Below are 19,114 nucleotides of genomic sequence, written 5' to 3' on the forward strand. Positions count from 1 at the left end.
GGGGATTTTGCTTGATCTGGTCTCTACAAATACTGCGGTTTGTTGCCGCTCTAATGGTCGTCTACGTCCATGCCGCGCAAACGGCGGTGGCCGCCACAGGGTCAAACGGCTTGTTGCCTCATGATTTCCAGGTCGCCGGGAGGGCCGGCGTCGACATCTTCTTAGTCATATCGGGCGTGATCATTGCCAAAACAGCGCCTGGCCTGACTTGGCAAGCGTTCGCATGGCGGCGGTTCCGGCGCATCGTCCCGCTCTATCTGCTGCTAAGCATCCCGTATGCGATAGTTGCGTCCAAGGCAGGCTTCGGATGGCGGGATGTGGTAGCGACCGTCTTCCTCTGGCCAGCCACTGATCGGATGACGGCGCCGGCACTTCCCCCAGCGTGGACTCTTTGCTTCGAGATGCTGTTCTATGCGGCGGCCACCATCGTGTTGATCGACCGGCGGCTGCTCTTAGGCATTCTCGGCATATTCGGATTCGCGATGGTATATCGCTCAGCTGGTCCGGTGTTCCAGTTTCTCGGCAATCCGCTGATCATCGAGTTCGCCTTCGGCGTCGCACTTGCCTATGCACCGAAACGGCCGCGCGGCGTATGGTGCCTCACGATTGGCGTCATCGCTATGATCGGCGCCGGCTTCGTCGGGATCGCTCCGAAAGGCGGCACCATGGAATACCTCGAAGGCGTGGAAGGGTTCCAGCGCGTTCTGGTGTACGGCGTGCCGGCCGCACTGATCGTCTTCGGCACGATGCATATCGAGGCAAGCCCGAGCGCGTGGACGATCCTTGGTGATGCCTCCTACATGCTATATCTCGTCCACACCCTGCCGATATCGCTTCTACTGGTCGTCTGGATGTCCTACCCGATCAATCCGGACCTCATCATCGCGATAGGTGTTGGAACGTCCGTCCTCTTGGCGTGGCGGATGTATGTCCGCCTCGAACTTCCGCTTCGCTGGTGGCTCGGCCACGTGCGAGTCTTCCCCACCGCGGCCTAACCAGCCACTTTAGACCTCTACCCAGGCCTTGAAGTCGGCGACAATGGCGTCACGATCGCTCGACGCCGGGATCGCCGAGAAAGACGACAAAGGTGAACCGATCAAGCGGGCCAAATATACTGGCTTGCACGCGTTGAGGCACTTCTACGCCTCATGGCTAATCAATCGGCGAGAGGATGGCGGATTGGTAGCAGCGCGATTAGCTTCGGGCCTTAGAGATTGGCTCTAAGGGGTTCGGGATGACCTCTATGCCTGTGGCCTTGATCGCCAAAGCAACGACCTGTTCGAGTTCCCAAACCGCTTGTTCGAGTTCCTTCATGCTCGGTGGCCGGCCGGGGTTGTTGTTATCACGATCCTCCAATGAGAAGTCATAGCGAACTAGAACGTAGTCATTGGCCGACGTGCGAGACCGAATGAATTTCTCAACCGCCTCCGTCACACGCAGCCCGTGAGCGTTGCTCTCGTCAAGCATGGCAGCGAAGTTGTGGTTATAGTCGCGGATCTGTGCCAGCGTTTTGCGCTCACAAAGGAGAAGAAAACAGCGAAGGAAATGCTCCAGCGCCTGGAAATAAAGCAGCCTTCTCGGGTGGTCAGAAAAGCGCGTATGGATTTGGCCGGCGGCTTCAAGCGCATCGGCATTTGCCCGATAGCATTGACCCAGGCGATAGACCCCAAATGGCGTCATTCCGGTGCCGGGGATCGGCTTCTTCTTCACGGGCTCGCCGGTCAAAGCCGCATTTCCATTAGATCGGAGCCTTGTTGGCCAGAAGAGCGAGTAGCACCTTTTGCATCGCTAGATGCTGCGGGCTTTTGACGTCCACCTCCCAGGCAGAATATCGGCTGTGCCAATCGAAATGCTCAGCCCTGAGGGCTCGCCGAAATGCCTTGGGTTCGATGCCTACCGCTTCGGCCATATCTGTAGCGGTTGTGGCCTTTCCTTTCATCTTTTCGCCCTTCCTCCAAGCGCGCCTCAGCCTCTGTCGTCCAGTAGTCTGGTGGTGGTGTCACGACGATGTTCAGTATTGGCGCGATCGATGCCTTCTACGGTAATCGCGAACATCCCGTTTTCGACCCTTCCTATCCAGCCTTTTGCTTTTAGATACCAGAGATGAAACTCCAGATGTTCACGCGGACAGCGCGACATGCGTTCGAGTTCTTCATCGCCAATGCCAGGATTGTTGACGTCTTGTCGGCGTTTGACATAAAGTAGCGAGAGCAGTTTGGCTTGAATGACGCCGTCCCGTTCGATTCCTTTAGTGTTGCTGACTTCCTCAATCAACTCACGGCGAAGTTTAAAATGGTCTTTATACTGAATGTCGTACTGCACGCGTTTGACAGGATCTTTGAGAGTATTATGGGCCTCCGCGATTTCACTGAAGCGTGAAGCATCGCCGGTATCCTGATTGTCGGGATGGTAGCGCATAGCAAAATAACGAAATACCCGTTCTATCGTTTCCGAGTTGGCGTTCGGGCTGATTTCCAGGAGTTCGTAGTAGTCAATGAACAAAGTGGTGCTCCCACAACATCGCTATTGCGCACACAGTCGAGAGAACGTCGCCGGAGTGTCTTGCGGTCATAGCTAGTCGATGGTGCGCTCGATGATGCCCATCAACACGTTGAAGGCCAGAAATCCGCGCTTGCGGGTCTCTACTCGCTCAATTCGTGGCATTAGTCCCCTTCCCCGTTTTGCAGATACTAGCGCGCAAGCTTCGCCCCTGCAAAGGGCTGCCCTCATTCCGGTCATCCGCCGATATACGTCGGCTCGCGTCAGACCCCAGTGTTGAGGTCGATGGACAGTAGGTTCCGTTCAATGACGCCCAAGACCGTTTTCGCCCCAACGGCTATTGCCAAGGCGATCGGCCCGCGCGCCTGGCGGCAACGCGGATCTTAGCGTCAACGATCGAACCGACTTCATCACAACGAAGGGCGACAATCGCAATTGAATCAGGGCATGAAGGCGCACCGGCGCTGAAAAGGCTCGGTAAAGAGAAAAGGCGGAATTGGATCCGAACTGGCCTTGGTGGTCGCGAAAAATCGGCCCGGAAAGACGGCAAGCGTCCGAGATGAACTTTTCGCGGGATCGAACAGATGTGTTGGCTGGAAAATAGGAATGTTAGTCGCTCCGCGAAGGTGATGGCTGAGGCTGAGCGCGCCGAACGCGCCGCGAAGACAGCAAGATTGAAGTCGCTTCGTATGGCAACTCAGAGTGACCTAGGGGTTTCGTTCCCTGAGGAACTAGATTGTTCTCTGCTTATCGCCGCACTGACTCAATGCGAACTACCGGCCGATCGGGATCGCCGAATTGCAGGGGTGCGAGCAAAACAGGCTCCCGTTGCCAGATTTTGCTAACGCTCTGAATAACCACTAAATTCCGGCGCAATGGTAGCGATCCCGGATCAAATCTCGCTGTGAGTTCAACGGCTGCCTTGATGACGAACTGATGCCTTTCCGAAGCGGCGAGCGCGGACAGCGCTTCACACCACCAAGGAGGTCTATGCTTTCACCGTGTTCGAAAGCGTTTTCAAGGAATTCGGCCTGCCTGGGGCGATCAGAACCGACAACGGCGCGCCGAAGGACGAGATGTCGGATGCACCGCCGAGGCCAGCGGTTTCGACCAGGAAACCCTTGGCCGAATTGTCGTCCTCGGGCTCGATGGTGCCGATGCCGAGCGGGGGCGGGATAACCGCGACGAAGCGGCGGAAGGCATCGGCCGACAGCCCCAGACCTCGACCTCGACGGCAGCGCCGCCCTCGACGACACGGATCAGCCCCGGCTTGGGCACGGACTGGCCAGCCAGCGAATAGAGCCAGCTGCCAACGACCACATAAATTTGTTCGTTTTTGACCAATACGCGCGGGCGGATTCCTGTAATCTTCAGAAAACACCGGGCTAACCGGGGGCCAACCAGAAAGGTCGGGGAATGAAATACGTCGTCGATACGATCGGCGGTCCCGCAGGCGGTGATGCCTGGCAAGCCGCTGTTACCGAAGCCTATTTTCCGCTCGACACCGAGTATCGGAACCGTCGAGAGTTTTCAGGCACGCTGGAAACCTTCTCTCTCGGGCTCGTCAGCGTGTCTAAAATGCGTTGCGATGCTGTAAGTTATCGCCGCCATCGCCGCCATTTCCTCAACGAGCGTGACGCCAGCCTGCTCATCACCATCCCCGAGATGTCGGAGGTGAATTTCTCGCAAGGATCGAGGACCGTCAATTGCGGTCCGGGAGGTTTCCTCCTTGAGAGGGGAGATGCGCCCTACGAATTCTGGCACGGCAAGCCAAACGCGCTGTGGGTCCTGAAGGTGCCGTCATCGAGCGTTCGGGCGCGGATCGGGTCTGCCGAACGGCTCAGTGCACTCAGTTTCGACGCAACCCAAGGCGTCGCCGCGCTCTTCCTCGACACGGTGCGAACCACGATCGGCCATGTCGATGAGATCACTGAAGTCGCTCGCGAGATGATGGGCAGGCACATCCTGGAAATGCTGTGCCTGTCGATCGTGAGCGACGATCGCGTGCTGGACAGCAGCATCTCGTCGATCCGGGCCGGCCATTTGCATCGCGCCGAGCAGTATATTCGCGACAACCTGAAGAATTCCGCCCTCGGCCCACAGGCGGTGGCCGATGCCTGCGGCATCTCCCTGCGTTACCTGCAGGTTCTTTTTCAGGACAGCAACCAGTCGATCAACGGCTTCATCCGCGACGCCCGGCTTGAACTTTGCGCCGAGGAGCTGATGTCGGTGACCAACATCAGCAGCGTTGCCGAGATTGCTTACCGCTGGGGCTTTGCCGACCAGTCTCAGTTCTGCAAGCACTACCGGACGCGGTTCGGCTGCGCACCGACGGATACCCGTCGCGAAGCAGCGAACCGGGCAGGCCGCGCTTCGACCTTAAGACAGCGGCACTAGACCCGACGAAATCCGGGCCAATCCATCATGTTTTACGACGTCATCCCGGCAAAGGGGCGGCGAAAGCCGGGCCTTGCCCGCAAAGACCCTGCGAAGGAACTGTCATGAGCAGAATAAGAGTTGCCGTCGATGTTGGAGGGACCTTCACCGACATCTGCATCATGGACGAAGACAGCGGCGCGATCCGCATCGAGAAGACCGCCTCCACGCCTGACGATCCCATGCAGGCCATCATGAATGGCGTGGAGCAGGGCCGCATCGATCTTTCGCAGGTGACGATGTTCTCTCACGGCACCACGGTCGCCACCAATGCGCTGATCACCCGCCGCCTGCCACGCACCGCAATGGTCTGCACCGAGGGTTTCCGTGACGTTGTCGAGATCCGTCGCGCTAACAAGGAAGACCTTTGGGATACCTACAAGGATGTCGCCAAGCCCTATATCCCGCGCCGCGACCGGCTGACCGTCCGGGAACGGGTCAGTGCCGAGGGCACGATCCTGGAAGCTCTGGACGAAGAGGCTGCGCGCCGCGTCGCGGACATTCTCAAGAGACGGCAGGTCAAGTCCATCGCCGTCTGCTTCATGAACTCCTATGTCAACGGCGCCAATGAACGCCGCATGCGTGAGATCCTGAACGAGGCCATGCCGGATCTGCCGGTCTCGATCTCCTCGGAGGTAATGCCGGAAATCTTCGAGCACGAGCGTTTTTCCACCACCATGGCGAATGCCGTCTGTGCCCCTGTCGTCGTTGACTACGTGTCGCGTCTCGGAGAAAAGCTTGCCGCGGCTGGATACAAGCGAGATCTCCTGTTGCTGCACAGCGGTGGCGGGGTCATGACACCCGCAAGCGTCAGGGATTTCTCGGCCCGGCTCGCAGGATCGGGCATTGCTGCCGGCGCGATCGCAAGCCGCTTCATCGGAAATCTCTGTGGCTTCCCAAACTCGATCGGCTTCGACATGGGCGGCACCAGCACCGACGTCTCGCTCGCATGGAACGGGGAGTCGCGCATTACAAAAGACTGGTACATCGAATTCGGATATCCGATCCGCTTCCCCTCCATCGAGGTGCTGACCATCGGCGCGGGCGGCGGGTCGTTGGCATGGCAGGACGAGGGCGGCAGCTTGCGCAACGGACCGCAGTCCGCCGGCGCCTTTCCGGGCCCGGCCTGCTACAAGAATGGCAACCGCACCGCCACCAACACCGATGCCAATGTCGTGCTCGGCCGTCTCGGCACCAGCCTTGCAGGCGGCAAGATCACGCTCGACCCCGGCTTGGCCGCCCAGGCGGTGCAGGAGACTGTGGCGGCACCCTTCGGAATGGAACTCCACCAAGCGGCCGAGGCGATCATCGCCGTCGCCAACGCGAATATGGGCAATGCCGTCCGGCTTCTCTCCATCAGCCGAGGCTATGATCCACGAGACTTCGCACTCGTCGCATTCGGCGGTGCAGGCGCTTTGCATGGAGCGGCCGTGGCAAAGGAGCTTTCGATTCCAACCGTGATCGTGCCGCCCAATCCCGGCGTCACCTCCGCGCTCGGTTGCCTTCTCGTCGACGTGCAGCACGATTTCTCCGAAAGCTTCATGGCCGATGCTTCGACCGTCTCGCCCGCCGAGATGCAGTCGGCGTTTGTCCTGATGGAAAAACAGGCTGTCGAGCGCCTGGCCCATGAGGGCGTGGCGCAGGAAGACATGGCGCTGCAGCGTACGGTCGAGATGATGTACCTGGGCCAGTGGCGCTCGCTTGCGGTGTCAGCCCCGGCGCGGATCGAGAGCATCTGCTCGCTGATCGAGGCATTCCACAACGAGCATGAGCGCGAGTTCAATTACCGCCGCGAAGAGGCGCCGGTGTCGATCTTCCGCATCGCGGTCAAGGCGATCGGCATCGTCCCGAAAGCCGAGATACCGCGGCATGAAGTCTTGCCGCATAAGCCACAGCCGGTCGGCCGCCGCAGCGTCTGGTTCGACGGCGTATCTTATGACGCGGCCGTGTATGAGCGTGAGCAACTCAGCGCCGGCGCTGCCTTCACAGGGCCTGCCATTGTCGAACAGTTCGATTCCACCACCGTGGTTCCGCCGGGAATGAGCGCGACCGTCGATGGCTTCCGGAACATTCTCATCGTGACGAAAGGCTGAGACATGACAAAGCTGATTGAAACGAGCCCCGGCCTCGATCCGGTAACGTTCGAGGTGCTGAAGAACTCCTTCATCACCACCGTCGACCAGATGGCTGAACAGATGCTTCGCACCTGCTATTCCTTCGTCATCTACAACCGAGACTTTTCGAACGCCCTGCACGACGCCGATGGCAACTCAGTCGCCCAGGGCAACTACGACATCGCGGTCCATGTCGGCACGCTGCACAACACCTGCAAGGAGGTGATCCGGGTCTTCGAAGGCGATATGGCACCCGGCGACGTCTACGCAATCAACGATCCCTATGCCGGCGGTACGCATTTCAGCGATGTTCGGCTCGTCCGGCCGATCTTCGACGAAGACAAACTGATCGGCTTCTCCCAGTCGAACGGACACTGGTCGGATCTGGGCGGCTCGGTGCCGGGTTCCTTCGACGTCACCGCCCGAGACATGTTCCGCGAAGGCCTGCGGATCACGCCGTTGCGCCTTTTCCAGCGCGGCCGCTTCTGCTCCGACGTCGCCAACATGATCGCCGCCAACACGCGCGATCCCGCATCGATCATTGGCGACATCCATTCCCAGGCGCAGGCGACGCAGGCCGCCGAGCGCGAACTGTTGCGGCTGGTCAAGAAGTATGGGCGCGGCCAGGTCATGCGCGGTATGGAGGAGGTCCAGGACTACGTCGAACGTGCCGTGCGAAAGCGTCTCGCGGAGCTGCCCGACGGCACCTGGGAGACGGTCGACTACATCGACCGGGATCTCGGTGCCGGCGAAGGCATGATCCCGATCCGCATCAAGATGACCATCAAGGGCGACACGATCCACTACGATTTTACGGGAAGCCATTCGACCATTGCCTCGATGTACAATTCAGCCCCAGGCGCGACCTTCTCGGCCGTGGTTGCTGGCATGAAGACCTTCTTCCCGGACCTTCCACTCAACAGTGGGTTTTACCGGATGATCGAGGTAACCGCGCCAAAGAACAGCATCGTCAGCGCGGAATGGCCGGTGGCGGTGACCGGGTTCCTGATGCCGTTCGAAAAGATCATGAACGCGATCTTCGAGATGTGGTCGAAGATCATGCCCGAACGCGCTATCGCCTGCGCCTTCAACCTGGAATATCTGCTGGCCGGGGGACGGGACGCGCGCAAACCCGAAAAGCCGATCTTCATGTTCTACGAATGGCTGCCCGGCGGCTGGGGCGGGCGTAACGGCAAGGATGGTGCAGATGTCACCACCGCCTGCTTCGGAACCGGGCTGATGTCGCAACCCAACGAAGGCAACGAGCGGGTGAACCCGACTCGGACGATCGAGTTCCAGATCAAGCAGGATTCAGCGGGGCCCGGCAAATGGCGGGGCGGTGTCGGCGTGCAGAAAACCTCGTTGTTGCTTGAGGCCGAAAATGCCGTCATGTCCTATATTTGCGACCGCGAGCGCGCTGTCGTCTGGGGCGTCGAAGGGGGGGTGCCGTCGATGCCCCACGGCTTGACCATGAAGCGCGCCGGAGAAGAGACCGAGATTTGGCTCGGCTCCGTATTCTCCGATTACTCCGTCCACACAGGCGACCAGTTCGCTCGTCCGACGGCCGGCGGCGGTGGTTTCGGCGATCCACTGGAGCGTGAGCCCCGCAAGGTGATGGAGGACGTGATCGACGACTACGTTTCTCTGGAGCGCGCCAAGACTGACTACGGGGTGGTGATCCGCAAAATCGACCGCGACCTGTGCCAGTACGAAATCGATGGGACGGCAACCGAAGCCTGCCGTGCCGACATCCGGGCGAAACGGAAGGACCGGGCACGTATGGATCCTGAGGAGGTCGCGCGCAAATACCGCTCCGGCGAGATCGATACGCTCGATGCGGTTCGGCACTATGCCGTGATCCTCGACTGGGAGACTGGCGAACTCCTCCCTAAAACCACCGCCCAGTTCCGTGAGAGCTTTGAGAAGCGGACGGTCGCTTACTGGGCCTGAGCGCTAAAGGGCGTGCCGCAAACCTTGCGGGCGCGCGCATGGAGTTATCTGTTTTCTCGATACGATATTCAAAGAATTACTATTTCACAGGAGCCTAAAGCTGGAGCAACAATGCTGCAGCGCCGCGAAATTTGGCTGCTTCCGAGGGGTATGACAGATGGCACCAAGCGTGGAACGATCGTTCACCGCAGCCAGCACACTTGAAGAGGCAATGGCCGCACGCCGGCAAGGTGCGGCGGTGCTTGCCGGCGGCACCTGGATGATGCGTGATCCACGGCGCGGGGTCGACCTTCCCGAGGCGGTGGTCGCACTCCACCGAATACCGGCCTTGTCCAAGGTCGAAATCGAACCGGACCATGTCGTGATAGGCGCAGCCGTTACCCATGCAGTCCTTGGCCGCGCGTTGCACGGGGCTGTGGGCTTCGAAGGTCTGGTTGCCGCGGCGGACGGTGCGGCCAATCCCGGCATCCGAAGGGTCGCCACCGTGGGCGGCAACCTTTGTGCCCTCGACTTTGCCGCCGCCGATCTCGCCCCCGCGCTTCTCGTCTGTGAGGCGACCGTGGAACTGGAGACGTTCGAAGGCCCAAAACTCCTCGGTATTTCGGATTTCCTCAAAGACAGGCTTACGCTGCTGGCCGAAGCGATTGTGACGAGAATTCATCTGCGCCGCGACCTGGTCGCAAGTGCTCATATCCGACTGCCGCTTCGGAAAGCCGGCGACTATCCGGTCGCCATCGTCTCCCTCGGAGTGGACAAGGACAAACGATGTCGCATCGCCGTCGGCTCGGTGGAGCCTGTAGCGCGGCGCTGGACGGCGCTCGAACAGGCCATGAGAGCAGGCCCGGCCGCCGCCCTCGATCCGGAACGCGCCGCCAACCTTGCACTGGAGCACAATGATTTTCAGGGCCGCGATGGCAAGGAAGCGGAGGGTTGGTACCGGCGCCAGGTTCTTCCGCCGCTGGTCAAGCGCGGTGTTGCCGCACTTCTCAAGACCGGGGGCCTGGCATGACCGTGACATTCCAGCTGAATGGCGAGGACTGCCGCTTCGATGGCGATCCGATGACGCCGCTCGTCGACATCTTGCGGCACGAACGATTCCTGACGGGGACCAAAGCCGTGTGCCGCGAAGGCTTTTGCGGCGCGTGCACGGTGCATGTCGACGACGAAGCAGTGCCGTCCTGCCTGAAGCCGGTTGGACTCGTCCATGGATGCGCGGTGACGACCATCGAGGGAATGAGTTCTGGAAACCAGGCGCTGCACCCGCTCCAGGTCAATTTCGAGGCGGCCGATGTCGTGCAATGCGGCATGTGTTTTCCGGGAATGGTCATGAGCCTTTCGGCGTTCGTGCGCGACAATCCGCATGCGAGCCGTCCCGAAATCAAGGCGGCGATGGTCGGCAACATCTGCCGCTGCACGGGATATGAGCGGATCGTCGACGCCGTGGCCGAATGCCTCGACCAAGCGCGGAAGGATGGCCAGTTGGTGGGAGGCATCCATGTCTGAGCTGTCCGCCACGGTGATGAATCTTCCCCGCCGCGATGCGCAGGACAAGCTGCGCGGGCGGACGAAATACACCAACGACCGCATTCGCTCCGACATGTTGCATGCCGTGCTGCTGCGGTCGACCGTTTCCGCGGGGCGTATCCGCAAGCTCGACGTTTCGGCGGCGCTTCGCTGTCCTGGCGTGCGCGCGGTGGCGACCGGCGCCGATGCGCCAGGGCTCTACGGCATCGGCATTGCCGATCATCCGCTCTTGGCGATCGACACGATCCGCTATCACGGCGAGCCAATCGCCGTCATCGCCGCCGAGACGGAGAAGCAGGCGCGGGCAGCACTTGCCGCCATCATGCTCAAGGTCGAGCCGCTGGCACCGGTGTTCACCATGGCCGAAGCGCTCCAGCCCGCCGCCCGCCTCGTCCACGAGGGCTGGCGCGGCTATGAGGTGATCACGGAGGGCGGCGCACGTGCCGGTAACATCGCATGGGAGGCAAAATCCAGCCGCGGTGACGTCGATGCGGCCTTCGCCCGTCCCGATATACGCATTGTCGAGAGCAGCTTCACCGTCGGTCGGCAGAGCCATGTGCCCTTCGAACCGCGCGTTGCCATCGGCTCCTGGGAGGACGGCCGTGCTCACATCCAGACCTCGACGCAGGTGCCTTGGACCGTGCGCAACGTCACCGGAAGGGTCATGCAGCTTCCACCCGGGCGTGTCCGGGTCACTGTACCCCCTGTCGGTGGCGGGTTCGGCCTGAAATTCGATGCGTCCATCGAGCCTATCACGGCACTTCTGGCGCGGATGACCGGGCGCACGGTGGTCCTGGAAAACACCCGGCAGGAAGAGATGGCAACCTGCCTCTGCCGCGAGAATGCGGAAATTCGCATTCGGTCCGCTGTCACCGCCGAAGGATACATCGCCGGGCGCGAGGCGGTCGTGCTGATGGATTGCGGTGCGTATGGCGGTGAGCAGGTCTTCCTGACGACGATGACGGCGCACACGCTGGGCGGCAATTACAGGGTCGGCGCAACGCGGCTCGTCAGCCGCGCCGTATACACCAACACACCACCCAACGGTGCTTTCCGAGCTTGCAACGGCGTCTACAACACATTCGCGTTGGAGCGACACACTGACGAAATCTGCGATGCGCTAGGCTTCGACCCAATGGAGTTCCGGAAGAAAAATGTCCTTGGAGATGGCGATCTCGGTGCCACGGGCCAGGTTTTCGAGGCCGACGTGCTGGGTCCGATGCTCGATCGTATGGAGGTGTTGCGTGCCAGTACCGGCACATCAGAAGCGAAGGCCGACGGCAGACTCTATGGAATTGCGACCACGGTCGGCACATGGTTCGTTTTCGTCGGACCCTCGGCGGCAACGGTGAACTTGAACGCCGACGGCAGTGCAACGCTGGTCACGTCGGGTGTGGAGATCGGATCGGGCACGATGGTGCAATCCCTGCCGCAGATGGTGGCTGGGCAGCTTGGCCTCGCTCCCGACCAGGTAATCGTGCGCGAAGCCGACACAGATGCCGCCGGCCTCGATGTCGGCGTCGGCGGTGGGCGCACCACAGTGTCCATTGGTGCTGCGAGCATCGCCGCCTGTGCAGAGGTGCGGGAGAAGCTGCTGCGGACCGCCGGCGAGATACTCCAGACCCGACCGGAAGACCTTGTGCTGCGGGACGGTCGTGTCGAGATCATCGGACGTCCCGGTTCCGGCATGTCGATCCCCGCCGTCGTCGCCCATGCGCAGGCCACCACCGGCCCGATCACGGGAAGCGGAGCCTTTACCGCCAGGAACACCCCGGCAATGTCCGGCTGCGCCATGGGGCATTTCATCGATGCCCTCGACATCCCCGTCTTCGTCGTTCACGAGGCCGAGGTGGCGGTTGATCAGGACACCGGTCATGTCGAGGTGCTGGCCTATCGCGTGGTTCAAGATGTCGGCCGCGCGCTCAATCCACGCGCCATCCTGGGCCAGATACAGGGCGGCGTGGTGCAGGGGCTGGGCTATGCGTTGCATGAGGAGGTGACGCTCACCGCCGACGGACGCATCGCGCAGGACGATTTCGAGACCTATCGCCTGCCGTTGGTGCAGGACGTGGTTCCAGTCGCCGCCGACCTCTACGAGGGCGCACCGTCGATGGGGCCTCTAGGCACCAAGGGCGCGGGCGAGGTCCCGATCCTGGCCGTGGGCGCGGCGATCGGCTGTGCGGTGGCGCGCGCCATCGGCAAGCCGGTGCAGCAACTGCCACTGACGCCGCCGCGCGTGCTTCGACTGCTGCACGAGCGCGAACCACCGCCGGAATTCCCGCACATCGCCCCCGGCTGGGCAGCAAACACTCTGGGCTGAGGCAAGCAAACCATGGTCACCCTGAACTGCGACATGGGGGAAAGTTACGGCAACTGGCGCTTCGGCGACGATGCCGGCATCATGCCTCATATCGATTGCGCCAACATCGCCTGCGGCTTCCACGCCTCCGATCCATGGACGATGCTGAAGACCGTGCGGCTCGCGCTTTCTCATGGAAAGCAGGTTGGCGCGCATCCCTCCCTTCCCGATCGCGAGGGGTTCGGTCGGCGCGAAATGAAACTTCAGCCGGAGGAACTGACAGCCGCCTTCCTCTACCAAATCGGTGCGCTGACAGGAATGCTGGCCACCGAGGGCGGGCAACTCAGCCATGTCAAACCGCATGGCATCATCTACGGCATGGCCGCGCACGACATGGATACTGCCCGGGCGATTGCCGCGGCGGTCAAGCCGTTCGGCATCCCGCTCTTTGGCATGGCGGGAACCTGTCACGAGACGGCAGCAGCTGAACTCGGCGTTGCCTTCGTGGGCGAGTTCTTTCCCGATCTTGCCTACGCTCCCGGCGGCAGCCTGATCATCCCGCGCGTACAGTCGGCCATCGACCTGACGCTCGCCGAGCACCGAATGGTGGGGGCGCTTACCCGACGCGAACTCGTCACGACAGACGGCACGATCCGCCCGGTCGACTTCGACACCGTCTGCATCCACTCCGATCCGCCGAATGCGCGCGACGTCGCCGCGCTGATGCGGCGGATCATCGACACCCATTCGACAAGCCTCCCATGATTCATTTTTCCGGATCGTGAAAGCTCTACGCACGGGATCGAGGACCATCTCGAACTCACTGCCATTCCACAAGCCGCTGAGGACTTCCATGGACGCGCTTTCCAACTCTCTCGCCGCCGCCGACATCGCCAGCACAATGCACCCCTACACCAACCTGCGTCAGCACGAACAAACCGGACCGCTGATCATCAGCCGCGGCGACGGCATCCGCGTGTATGACGAGCGCGGCAAGGAATACATCGAAGGGCTCGCGGGGCTATGGTCGGTGGCCGTCGGCTTTTCGGAAAGGCGGTTGGCCGACGCTGCCTATCAGCAAATGCTGAAGCTGCCTTACTACCACACCTTCTCCTCCAAGGCGCATGAGCCGTCCATCCGGCTCGCAGAGAAACTCGTAGAGATGACGCCGGAAAACCTGACGCGTGTCTTCTTCACGTCGTCGGGCTCGGAAGCCAACGACACCATCGTCAAGATGATGTGGTTCATGAACAACGCGCTGGGCCGGCCCAAAAAGAAGAAGTTCCTGGCACGGACCAAGGGCTATCACGGCATCACCGTCGCCTCTGGCAGCCTGACGGGCCTGCCGATCAACCATCGCGACTTCGATCTGCCGGCGATTCCCGTTCGCCACCTGACCTGCCCGCACTTCTATCGTTTCGGCATGGAAGGCGAAGACGAAGCCGCCTTCACGGCGCGTCTGCTCGCCGAGCTGGAGGCGGTGATCGCGGAAGAAGGGGCTGACACCATCGCAGCCTTCATAGGAGAGCCGCTTATGGCAGCCGGCGGCGTTCTGCCACCGCCGGTCGGGTACTGGGAAGGCGTGGAGAAAATCTGCCGGGCAAATGATATCATTCTGATAGCAGACGAGGTGATCTGTGGTTTCGGGCGGCTCGGCACGCCCTTTGGCTGCCAGAAATTCAGCTTCACGCCCGATATCATGACGCTTTCCAAGCAGATTACCTCCTCCTACATGCCGCTGGCCGCGGTGATGTTCTCGGAGGCTATCTATCAGGCGATCGCCGACAACACCGCAACGATCGGCAATTTCGGCCACGGCTTCACGGCGTCGGGTCATCCGGTCGCCACGGCAGTGGGTCTCGAAAACCTCGCCATCTTCGAAGAGCGGGACCTGATCGGAAACGCGGCCCGCCTTGAGGCGTCGTTCCAGGCCGGCATCCGCTCATTCACCGACCACCCGCTTGTCGGCGAAGCGCGGGGCACCGGTCTTATCGGCGCCGTTGAGCTGGTGGCAGACAAGGCGACGAAACGCCCCTTCGCCAAGATTGGGCGCGCAGGGACTATCGCAGGAGGGATCGGCCACGAAGAAGGCCTCATCTTCCGCGCCATCGGCGACCAGCTCGCGCTCTGTCCGCCGATGATCTCGACAGAAGACGATGTGAAGGAAATCATGACGCGCATGGGCCGGATGCTCGAGCGCCTGACCGGTGCGGTTGCCGAGGAGGGACTTGAATGACCCGTATGAAAGCCGAACCGGTCGTCCATATCGACGACGAACGCTTCCGGGTCACCGAATGGCGGTTTGCCACCGGGGCCGAGACCGGCTGGCACATCCATGGCCATGACTACGTCATCGTGCCGCTTACGGACGGCAAGCTCGGTCTCGAAGGCCCGGACGGCGCGCAATCGCAAGCCGCTCTCACCCAAGGGGTACCCTATTCGCGGCGGACGGGTGTGGCTCACAACGTCATCAATGCCGGCGATGCACCGCTCGCCTTCCTGGAGGTCGAGGTCGTTGAGGCTGGTGACCTCGCAGCCAGGCGGCTCGCCGTGCTCGACCGGTTCCTCGCGGCCTGGAACGCCCGAGACATGGGCGCGCTGATGGACTGCATGGCTGAGAATTGCGCTTTCCACGGCTCGGCCGGCCCCGATGCCGAAGGGCGCAAGCATATGGGGCGTGACGCCGTGCGCGTCGCCTATGCAGCGCTGTTCGATGCCTTCCCGAAAGCCGTGTGGACCAGGGGACGGCACGTCGTGACGGGCGATACCGGGCTTTCATCATGGCGCTTCGTCGGCACCACGGCAGCGGGGCAGCAAATCGAAGTCGACGGCTGCGATATCTTCGCTTTTTCGGGGGAGCTCATAGCGCTCAAGGATTCCTACCGCAAAGCGCGAGGGTAGCGAAAATCTGAATTCATCGGGCTGTGAGGGCGGTCCAAGCGGGCCGTCCTCTTTTTTCAAAGCAAGATCGTCAAAAGACGAAAGGCCCGGTCGTCCCAAAGCAACAGGGCCTTTCGCATATCAAGCGCCGGATTATCCGGCCCATCTTCTCCTACTTGAGCAAGGCTTCCATCGGTACCGGCTCGGAAATCGTCCAGTTGCCTACAACACCCGGTTTGCCGGCCTTGGTCTCGACGATCAGGTACCGCGTCTGGTTCTGGTGATGCAGTTCGGGCGTGAAGGTGCGAGGCCCGAACAGCGTCGGCTCATTCTTCATCTTTTCCAGTTCCGCGACGACCGCGTCGGCGTCGGTCGTGCCTGCACGCTCCACCGCCTTGGCCCAGACGTCGACCATGACGTAACCCGGAAAAACATACTGGCTCGAGGGATCGGCGCCTGTCTTCTCCTTGTACGCGGCATTGAACTTCAGCACGGCCGGATTGGGATCGTCGCCATAGATCGATCCCTGAACGGGGACGTAGAAGTTCGTCAGATCGGGTACAGCCGAGAGCCAATAGCTACCGTCGACGCCCGAGCCGTTCAGGATCATGGAGTTGATACCCGCGGCGCGAAGCTGCTTGATGGCCGAGACAGCGCCCGGCATCATCGTGCAAAGCATGATCGCATCCGGCTCCTTCGGCAGAGACTTGATGCGGGTGATCTGCGCGGCGATGGAGGCGTCCTCGTTCTTGAAGGTGTCTTCACCGACAAGCTTCGCGCCCTGGGCTTCGAGCTTCGGCATCATCCAGTCGAAGCCGTCGCAGATGCCCTTGTTGTAGGCCGTCCAGGTATCGAGCAGACGGTAGAAGTCCTTTGCGCCCTTTTCCTTGAATGCCCACTCGGCCATGGTCGCTCCCTGCACGGCCGCCAGCACCGACGCAGAGAAGCTGTGCGGGCCGACACCCTGGATACCGGCCTTGACCGATTCCGCGCACAGGAAGAAGGAGATATGGCCTGCGTCCTCGGCCGCGAGCGCAGCCGGCGATCCGAAGTCGTAGTCGCAGGAGACGACCACGAGATCGGCGTCCTGGTCGAGCACGGAGAGGCCCGCCTTGGCGCCTTCGGCCCGGTCGGACTTGGTGTCGGCCTTGACAACCTTGATCTGCTTTCCAAGCAGACCGCCAGCCGCATTGATCTCGTCGATGCGAATCAAGGCCGCCTCTTGGGCAGGCTTGTCATAGGCTTCCATGAAGCCCGACTCCGCAGTGGCGAAGCCGATGACGATAGTCTCGTCATCGGCCAGGGCCGGGTATGCGATGGACATCGAGGCCAGAGCGGTTGCGACAATTCTCATTTTGTATGTCATGCACGTCTCCTTTTTTGTTTTCCGGTCGGGCTTGTGCCGCCGGTCACTTGTTGCGACTGCTGCGGGGTAAGGTGATCTCGCGGTTGCCCATGAGTCCGGAGGGGCGAAGCGCGAGGATCACGATCATGATGACGCCGAGGGCTATTTCCTGAACCCCTTTCGGCAGGGCGAAAGTGGACTCGCCGAGCGATACGCCTGCCTCCAGCCAGCGCAGCGCCTGGATGAGGGCGGACAGCAGGACGACACCCACCACACCCCCCGACAGGCTGCCCATGCCGCCGACGACGAGCATGGAAAGGGTGATGAAGGTGAGACCGAGATAGAATGTATCGGGTGTGACCACGCCGATGGAATGAGCCATGAGCGCACCGCCCAGCCCCATCACCGCGCCTGATACGACGAACGCCACCAGTCTTTCCCTGGGAATGTCGACTCCGGAAGCCGCCGCGGCGGTGGACTCGTCGCGAGCAGCACGAAGGGCCAGGCCGGACCGGGAGATCGCGTGCGCCCAGGCGATGAAGATTGCGACCACGGCGCCGATGAGATACGGCCAGATCACGCGCACGATAGGAATGCCGACGACCGATGACGTCGCTCCGGTCACGCTCTCCCAGTTGGAATAAATTGTGTTGATCATGGCGAGCATCGCGAAGGTCGCGATCGATGCTGCGATGCCCGATAGCCGCATCAGCACCCGCCCGAAAATGAGAGCGGCGAGGGCGGCGAACAACGCCGCCAGCACAGCCGATTGCCAGTACGGCAAACGGGTCGCCAGCAGCCAATCGGGCAGTCCCGGCAGCGAACCGCGTTTCATCATCGGATTGATGGTGAGCCACGCGGCCGCGTAGGCGCCAAGGCAGGTGAAGCCGATATGCCCGAAGCTGAGAACGCCCGAATTTCCGATAAAGATGTATAGGCCCACGACGAGGATGACACGGACGAACACGTCGATCACCGTCTGGTTGAAGGGCCGCGATCCGGTCATCACCGTGATCAGCGCGATGGCCAGCAGCAGCAGAGAAAGCAGGACCGGCGTCAGGATTGTGCGGCGGGCAAGCGCGAAGCGGGCTGGCTTTCGCTCGGCAGCCGCGGCACCGGCAGCGGTAGAGTTGGCAAGGGAGGCGGCGACAGCCATGAAATCAGACCCTTTCCTTGGTGCCGCGCGCGGCAATGAGCCCTTGCGGGCGAAAGAGGAGAACGAGGATGACTGCTCCATAGACAAAGGCATCGCGGAATGGCCGGGCGTCGATGGGCAGCATGACCTGCATGATCACCGAGGCGGCACCCAGCAGGAAGCCGGCGAGCACGGCCCCCCCGAGGCTGCCGAGGCCGCCAATGACGGTGGCGATGAAGGCCATCAACATGATCGAGGCGCCCATCTGGATGTCCAGCGTGCCTGTCTGGGCGCCAAAGATCAGCGCAATGGCGGCGGCCAACGCGCCGGAGAGGGCGAACGCGCCCATGATAACCCGGTTCGCACGCACACCCAGCATGCGGGCCATCGAGAAGTTCTCGGCCGCCGCCCGCATCTCCAGGCCGAAGCGGGTTTGACGCAGGAACAGCGTCAGGCCGATCAGGATGACCATTGTGGCGACGATCGTTATCAGTTGGAGGAGGGGAAGCCGGGCACCAAGGATCTCCACCGGTTGGGATAATTCGGGCAGCAGCGAGATCGATTTCGGCCGACTGGAGAAAAGCATGAGCAGGAAGTAGCGAATTACGAAACCGAGCGCGAAGGAGGCGATCATCATCGTTGCTGGATTTGCCTTGCGGAACCGCCTGAAGACGACGATTTCGCACAGCACCGACAGCCCGGCCCCGCATAGGAGCACGAAGGGCACCAGCAGATACCACGGCAATTGGCCAGCGAAGACGATGGCCATGGCGTCTGTTGACGGCCACAGCAGCGCGAAGACGCAGAAGGCGATGACGTCGCCATGCGCGAAGTTCACGAGCCGCATGACGCCGAAGATGAGGGCAATGCCAAGCGCCCCGAGCGCGTAGAGCGAACCAAGCGAGAGTGCATCGAACAGGATCTGGAGCATC

At 61.5% G+C, this 19,114-nt stretch carries 16 protein-coding genes; 10 read left to right on the plus strand and 6 right to left on the minus strand.

The window, feature by feature from the left end:
- Window positions 1-11 precede the first annotated feature (11 nt).
- Window positions 12-995, plus strand: coding sequence for an acyltransferase family protein (locus AC0L26_RS18715; RefSeq protein WP_473633890.1), 984 nt, complete (start codon window positions 12-14; stop codon window positions 993-995).
- Window positions 996-1,194: 199 nt separating this feature from the next.
- Here the strand turns inward: AC0L26_RS18715 and AC0L26_RS18720 are convergent, their stop codons facing one another.
- The 3 genes from AC0L26_RS18720 to AC0L26_RS18730 form a co-directional block, all read right to left on the minus strand.
- Entirely contained in the window at window positions 1,195-1,725 is a 531-nt protein-coding gene (locus AC0L26_RS18720) for a hypothetical protein (RefSeq protein WP_473633891.1), read from the minus strand.
- A gap of 240 nt (window positions 1,726-1,965) precedes the next feature.
- Window positions 1,966-2,502: a DnaJ domain-containing protein gene (locus AC0L26_RS18725; protein ID WP_473633892.1), complete on the minus strand. Its 537-nt coding sequence runs from the start codon at window positions 2,500-2,502 to the stop codon at window positions 1,966-1,968.
- 985 nt (window positions 2,503-3,487) lie between these two features.
- Window positions 3,488-3,880, minus strand: coding sequence for an allophanate hydrolase-related protein (locus AC0L26_RS18730; RefSeq protein ID WP_473633893.1), 393 nt, complete (start codon window positions 3,878-3,880; stop codon window positions 3,488-3,490).
- A 35-nt stretch (window positions 3,881-3,915) separates the two neighbouring features.
- Here AC0L26_RS18730 and AC0L26_RS18735 point away from each other — a divergent pair, with 35 nt between their 5' ends.
- The 9 genes from AC0L26_RS18735 (at window position 3,916) to AC0L26_RS18775 (ending at window position 15,723) form a co-directional block, all read left to right on the plus strand.
- Complete coding sequence (locus AC0L26_RS18735) at window positions 3,916-4,896, plus strand: AraC-like ligand-binding domain-containing protein (protein WP_473633894.1); 981 nt, start codon at window positions 3,916-3,918, stop codon at window positions 4,894-4,896.
- 104 nt (window positions 4,897-5,000) lie between these two features.
- The gene (locus tag AC0L26_RS18740; RefSeq protein WP_473633895.1) at window positions 5,001-7,028 is read left to right on the plus strand and encodes a hydantoinase/oxoprolinase family protein; all 2,028 of its coding nucleotides are present in this window, start codon (window positions 5,001-5,003) and stop codon (window positions 7,026-7,028) included.
- A gap of 3 nt (window positions 7,029-7,031) precedes the next feature.
- The gene (locus tag AC0L26_RS18745; RefSeq protein WP_473633896.1) at window positions 7,032-8,999 is read left to right on the plus strand and encodes a hydantoinase B/oxoprolinase family protein; all 1,968 of its coding nucleotides are present in this window, start codon (window positions 7,032-7,034) and stop codon (window positions 8,997-8,999) included.
- 157 nt (window positions 9,000-9,156) lie between these two features.
- The gene (locus tag AC0L26_RS18750) at window positions 9,157-10,008 is read left to right on the plus strand and encodes an FAD binding domain-containing protein (protein ID WP_473633897.1); all 852 of its coding nucleotides are present in this window, start codon (window positions 9,157-9,159) and stop codon (window positions 10,006-10,008) included.
- Complete coding sequence (locus AC0L26_RS18755) at window positions 10,005-10,502, plus strand: (2Fe-2S)-binding protein (RefSeq protein ID WP_473633898.1); 498 nt, start codon at window positions 10,005-10,007, stop codon at window positions 10,500-10,502. The genes AC0L26_RS18750 and AC0L26_RS18755 overlap by 4 nt, the downstream gene beginning before the upstream one ends.
- Window positions 10,495-12,843, plus strand: a complete 2,349-nt coding sequence (locus tag AC0L26_RS18760) for a xanthine dehydrogenase family protein molybdopterin-binding subunit (RefSeq protein ID WP_473633899.1) — start codon at window positions 10,495-10,497, stop codon at window positions 12,841-12,843. The genes AC0L26_RS18755 and AC0L26_RS18760 overlap by 8 nt, the downstream gene beginning before the upstream one ends.
- Window positions 12,844-12,855: 12 nt before the next feature.
- Window positions 12,856-13,587, plus strand: coding sequence for a LamB/YcsF family protein (locus AC0L26_RS18765; RefSeq protein ID WP_473633900.1), 732 nt, complete (start codon window positions 12,856-12,858; stop codon window positions 13,585-13,587).
- Window positions 13,588-13,675: 88 nt separating this feature from the next.
- Window positions 13,676-15,058, plus strand: coding sequence for an aspartate aminotransferase family protein (locus AC0L26_RS18770; protein ID WP_473633901.1), 1,383 nt, complete (start codon window positions 13,676-13,678; stop codon window positions 15,056-15,058).
- Window positions 15,055-15,723 carry a nuclear transport factor 2 family protein gene (locus tag AC0L26_RS18775; RefSeq protein WP_473633902.1) on the plus strand — a complete coding sequence of 223 codons (669 nt, stop codon included), beginning with the start codon at window positions 15,055-15,057 and terminating at the stop codon, window positions 15,721-15,723. Before AC0L26_RS18770 ends, AC0L26_RS18775 begins: the two co-directional genes overlap by 4 nt.
- A 151-nt stretch (window positions 15,724-15,874) precedes the next feature.
- Here the strand turns inward: AC0L26_RS18775 and AC0L26_RS18780 are convergent, their stop codons facing one another.
- The 3 genes from AC0L26_RS18780 to AC0L26_RS18790 are packed head-to-tail and all read right to left on the minus strand — an operon-like array spanning window position 15,875 to window position 19,113.
- Window positions 15,875-17,068, minus strand: coding sequence for an ABC transporter substrate-binding protein (locus AC0L26_RS18780; RefSeq protein ID WP_473633903.1), 1,194 nt, complete (start codon window positions 17,066-17,068; stop codon window positions 15,875-15,877).
- Window positions 17,069-17,111: 43 nt separating this feature from the next.
- Window positions 17,112-18,203, minus strand: a complete 1,092-nt coding sequence (locus tag AC0L26_RS18785) for a branched-chain amino acid ABC transporter permease (protein ID WP_473633904.1) — start codon at window positions 18,201-18,203, stop codon at window positions 17,112-17,114.
- Between the two features lie 4 nt (window positions 18,204-18,207).
- Entirely contained in the window at window positions 18,208-19,113 is a 906-nt protein-coding gene (locus AC0L26_RS18790) for a branched-chain amino acid ABC transporter permease (RefSeq protein WP_473591157.1), read from the minus strand.
- Between the last annotated feature and the right edge of the window lies 1 nt (window position 19,114).

Source organism: Mesorhizobium sp. WSM4823 (genome assembly GCF_055811195.1).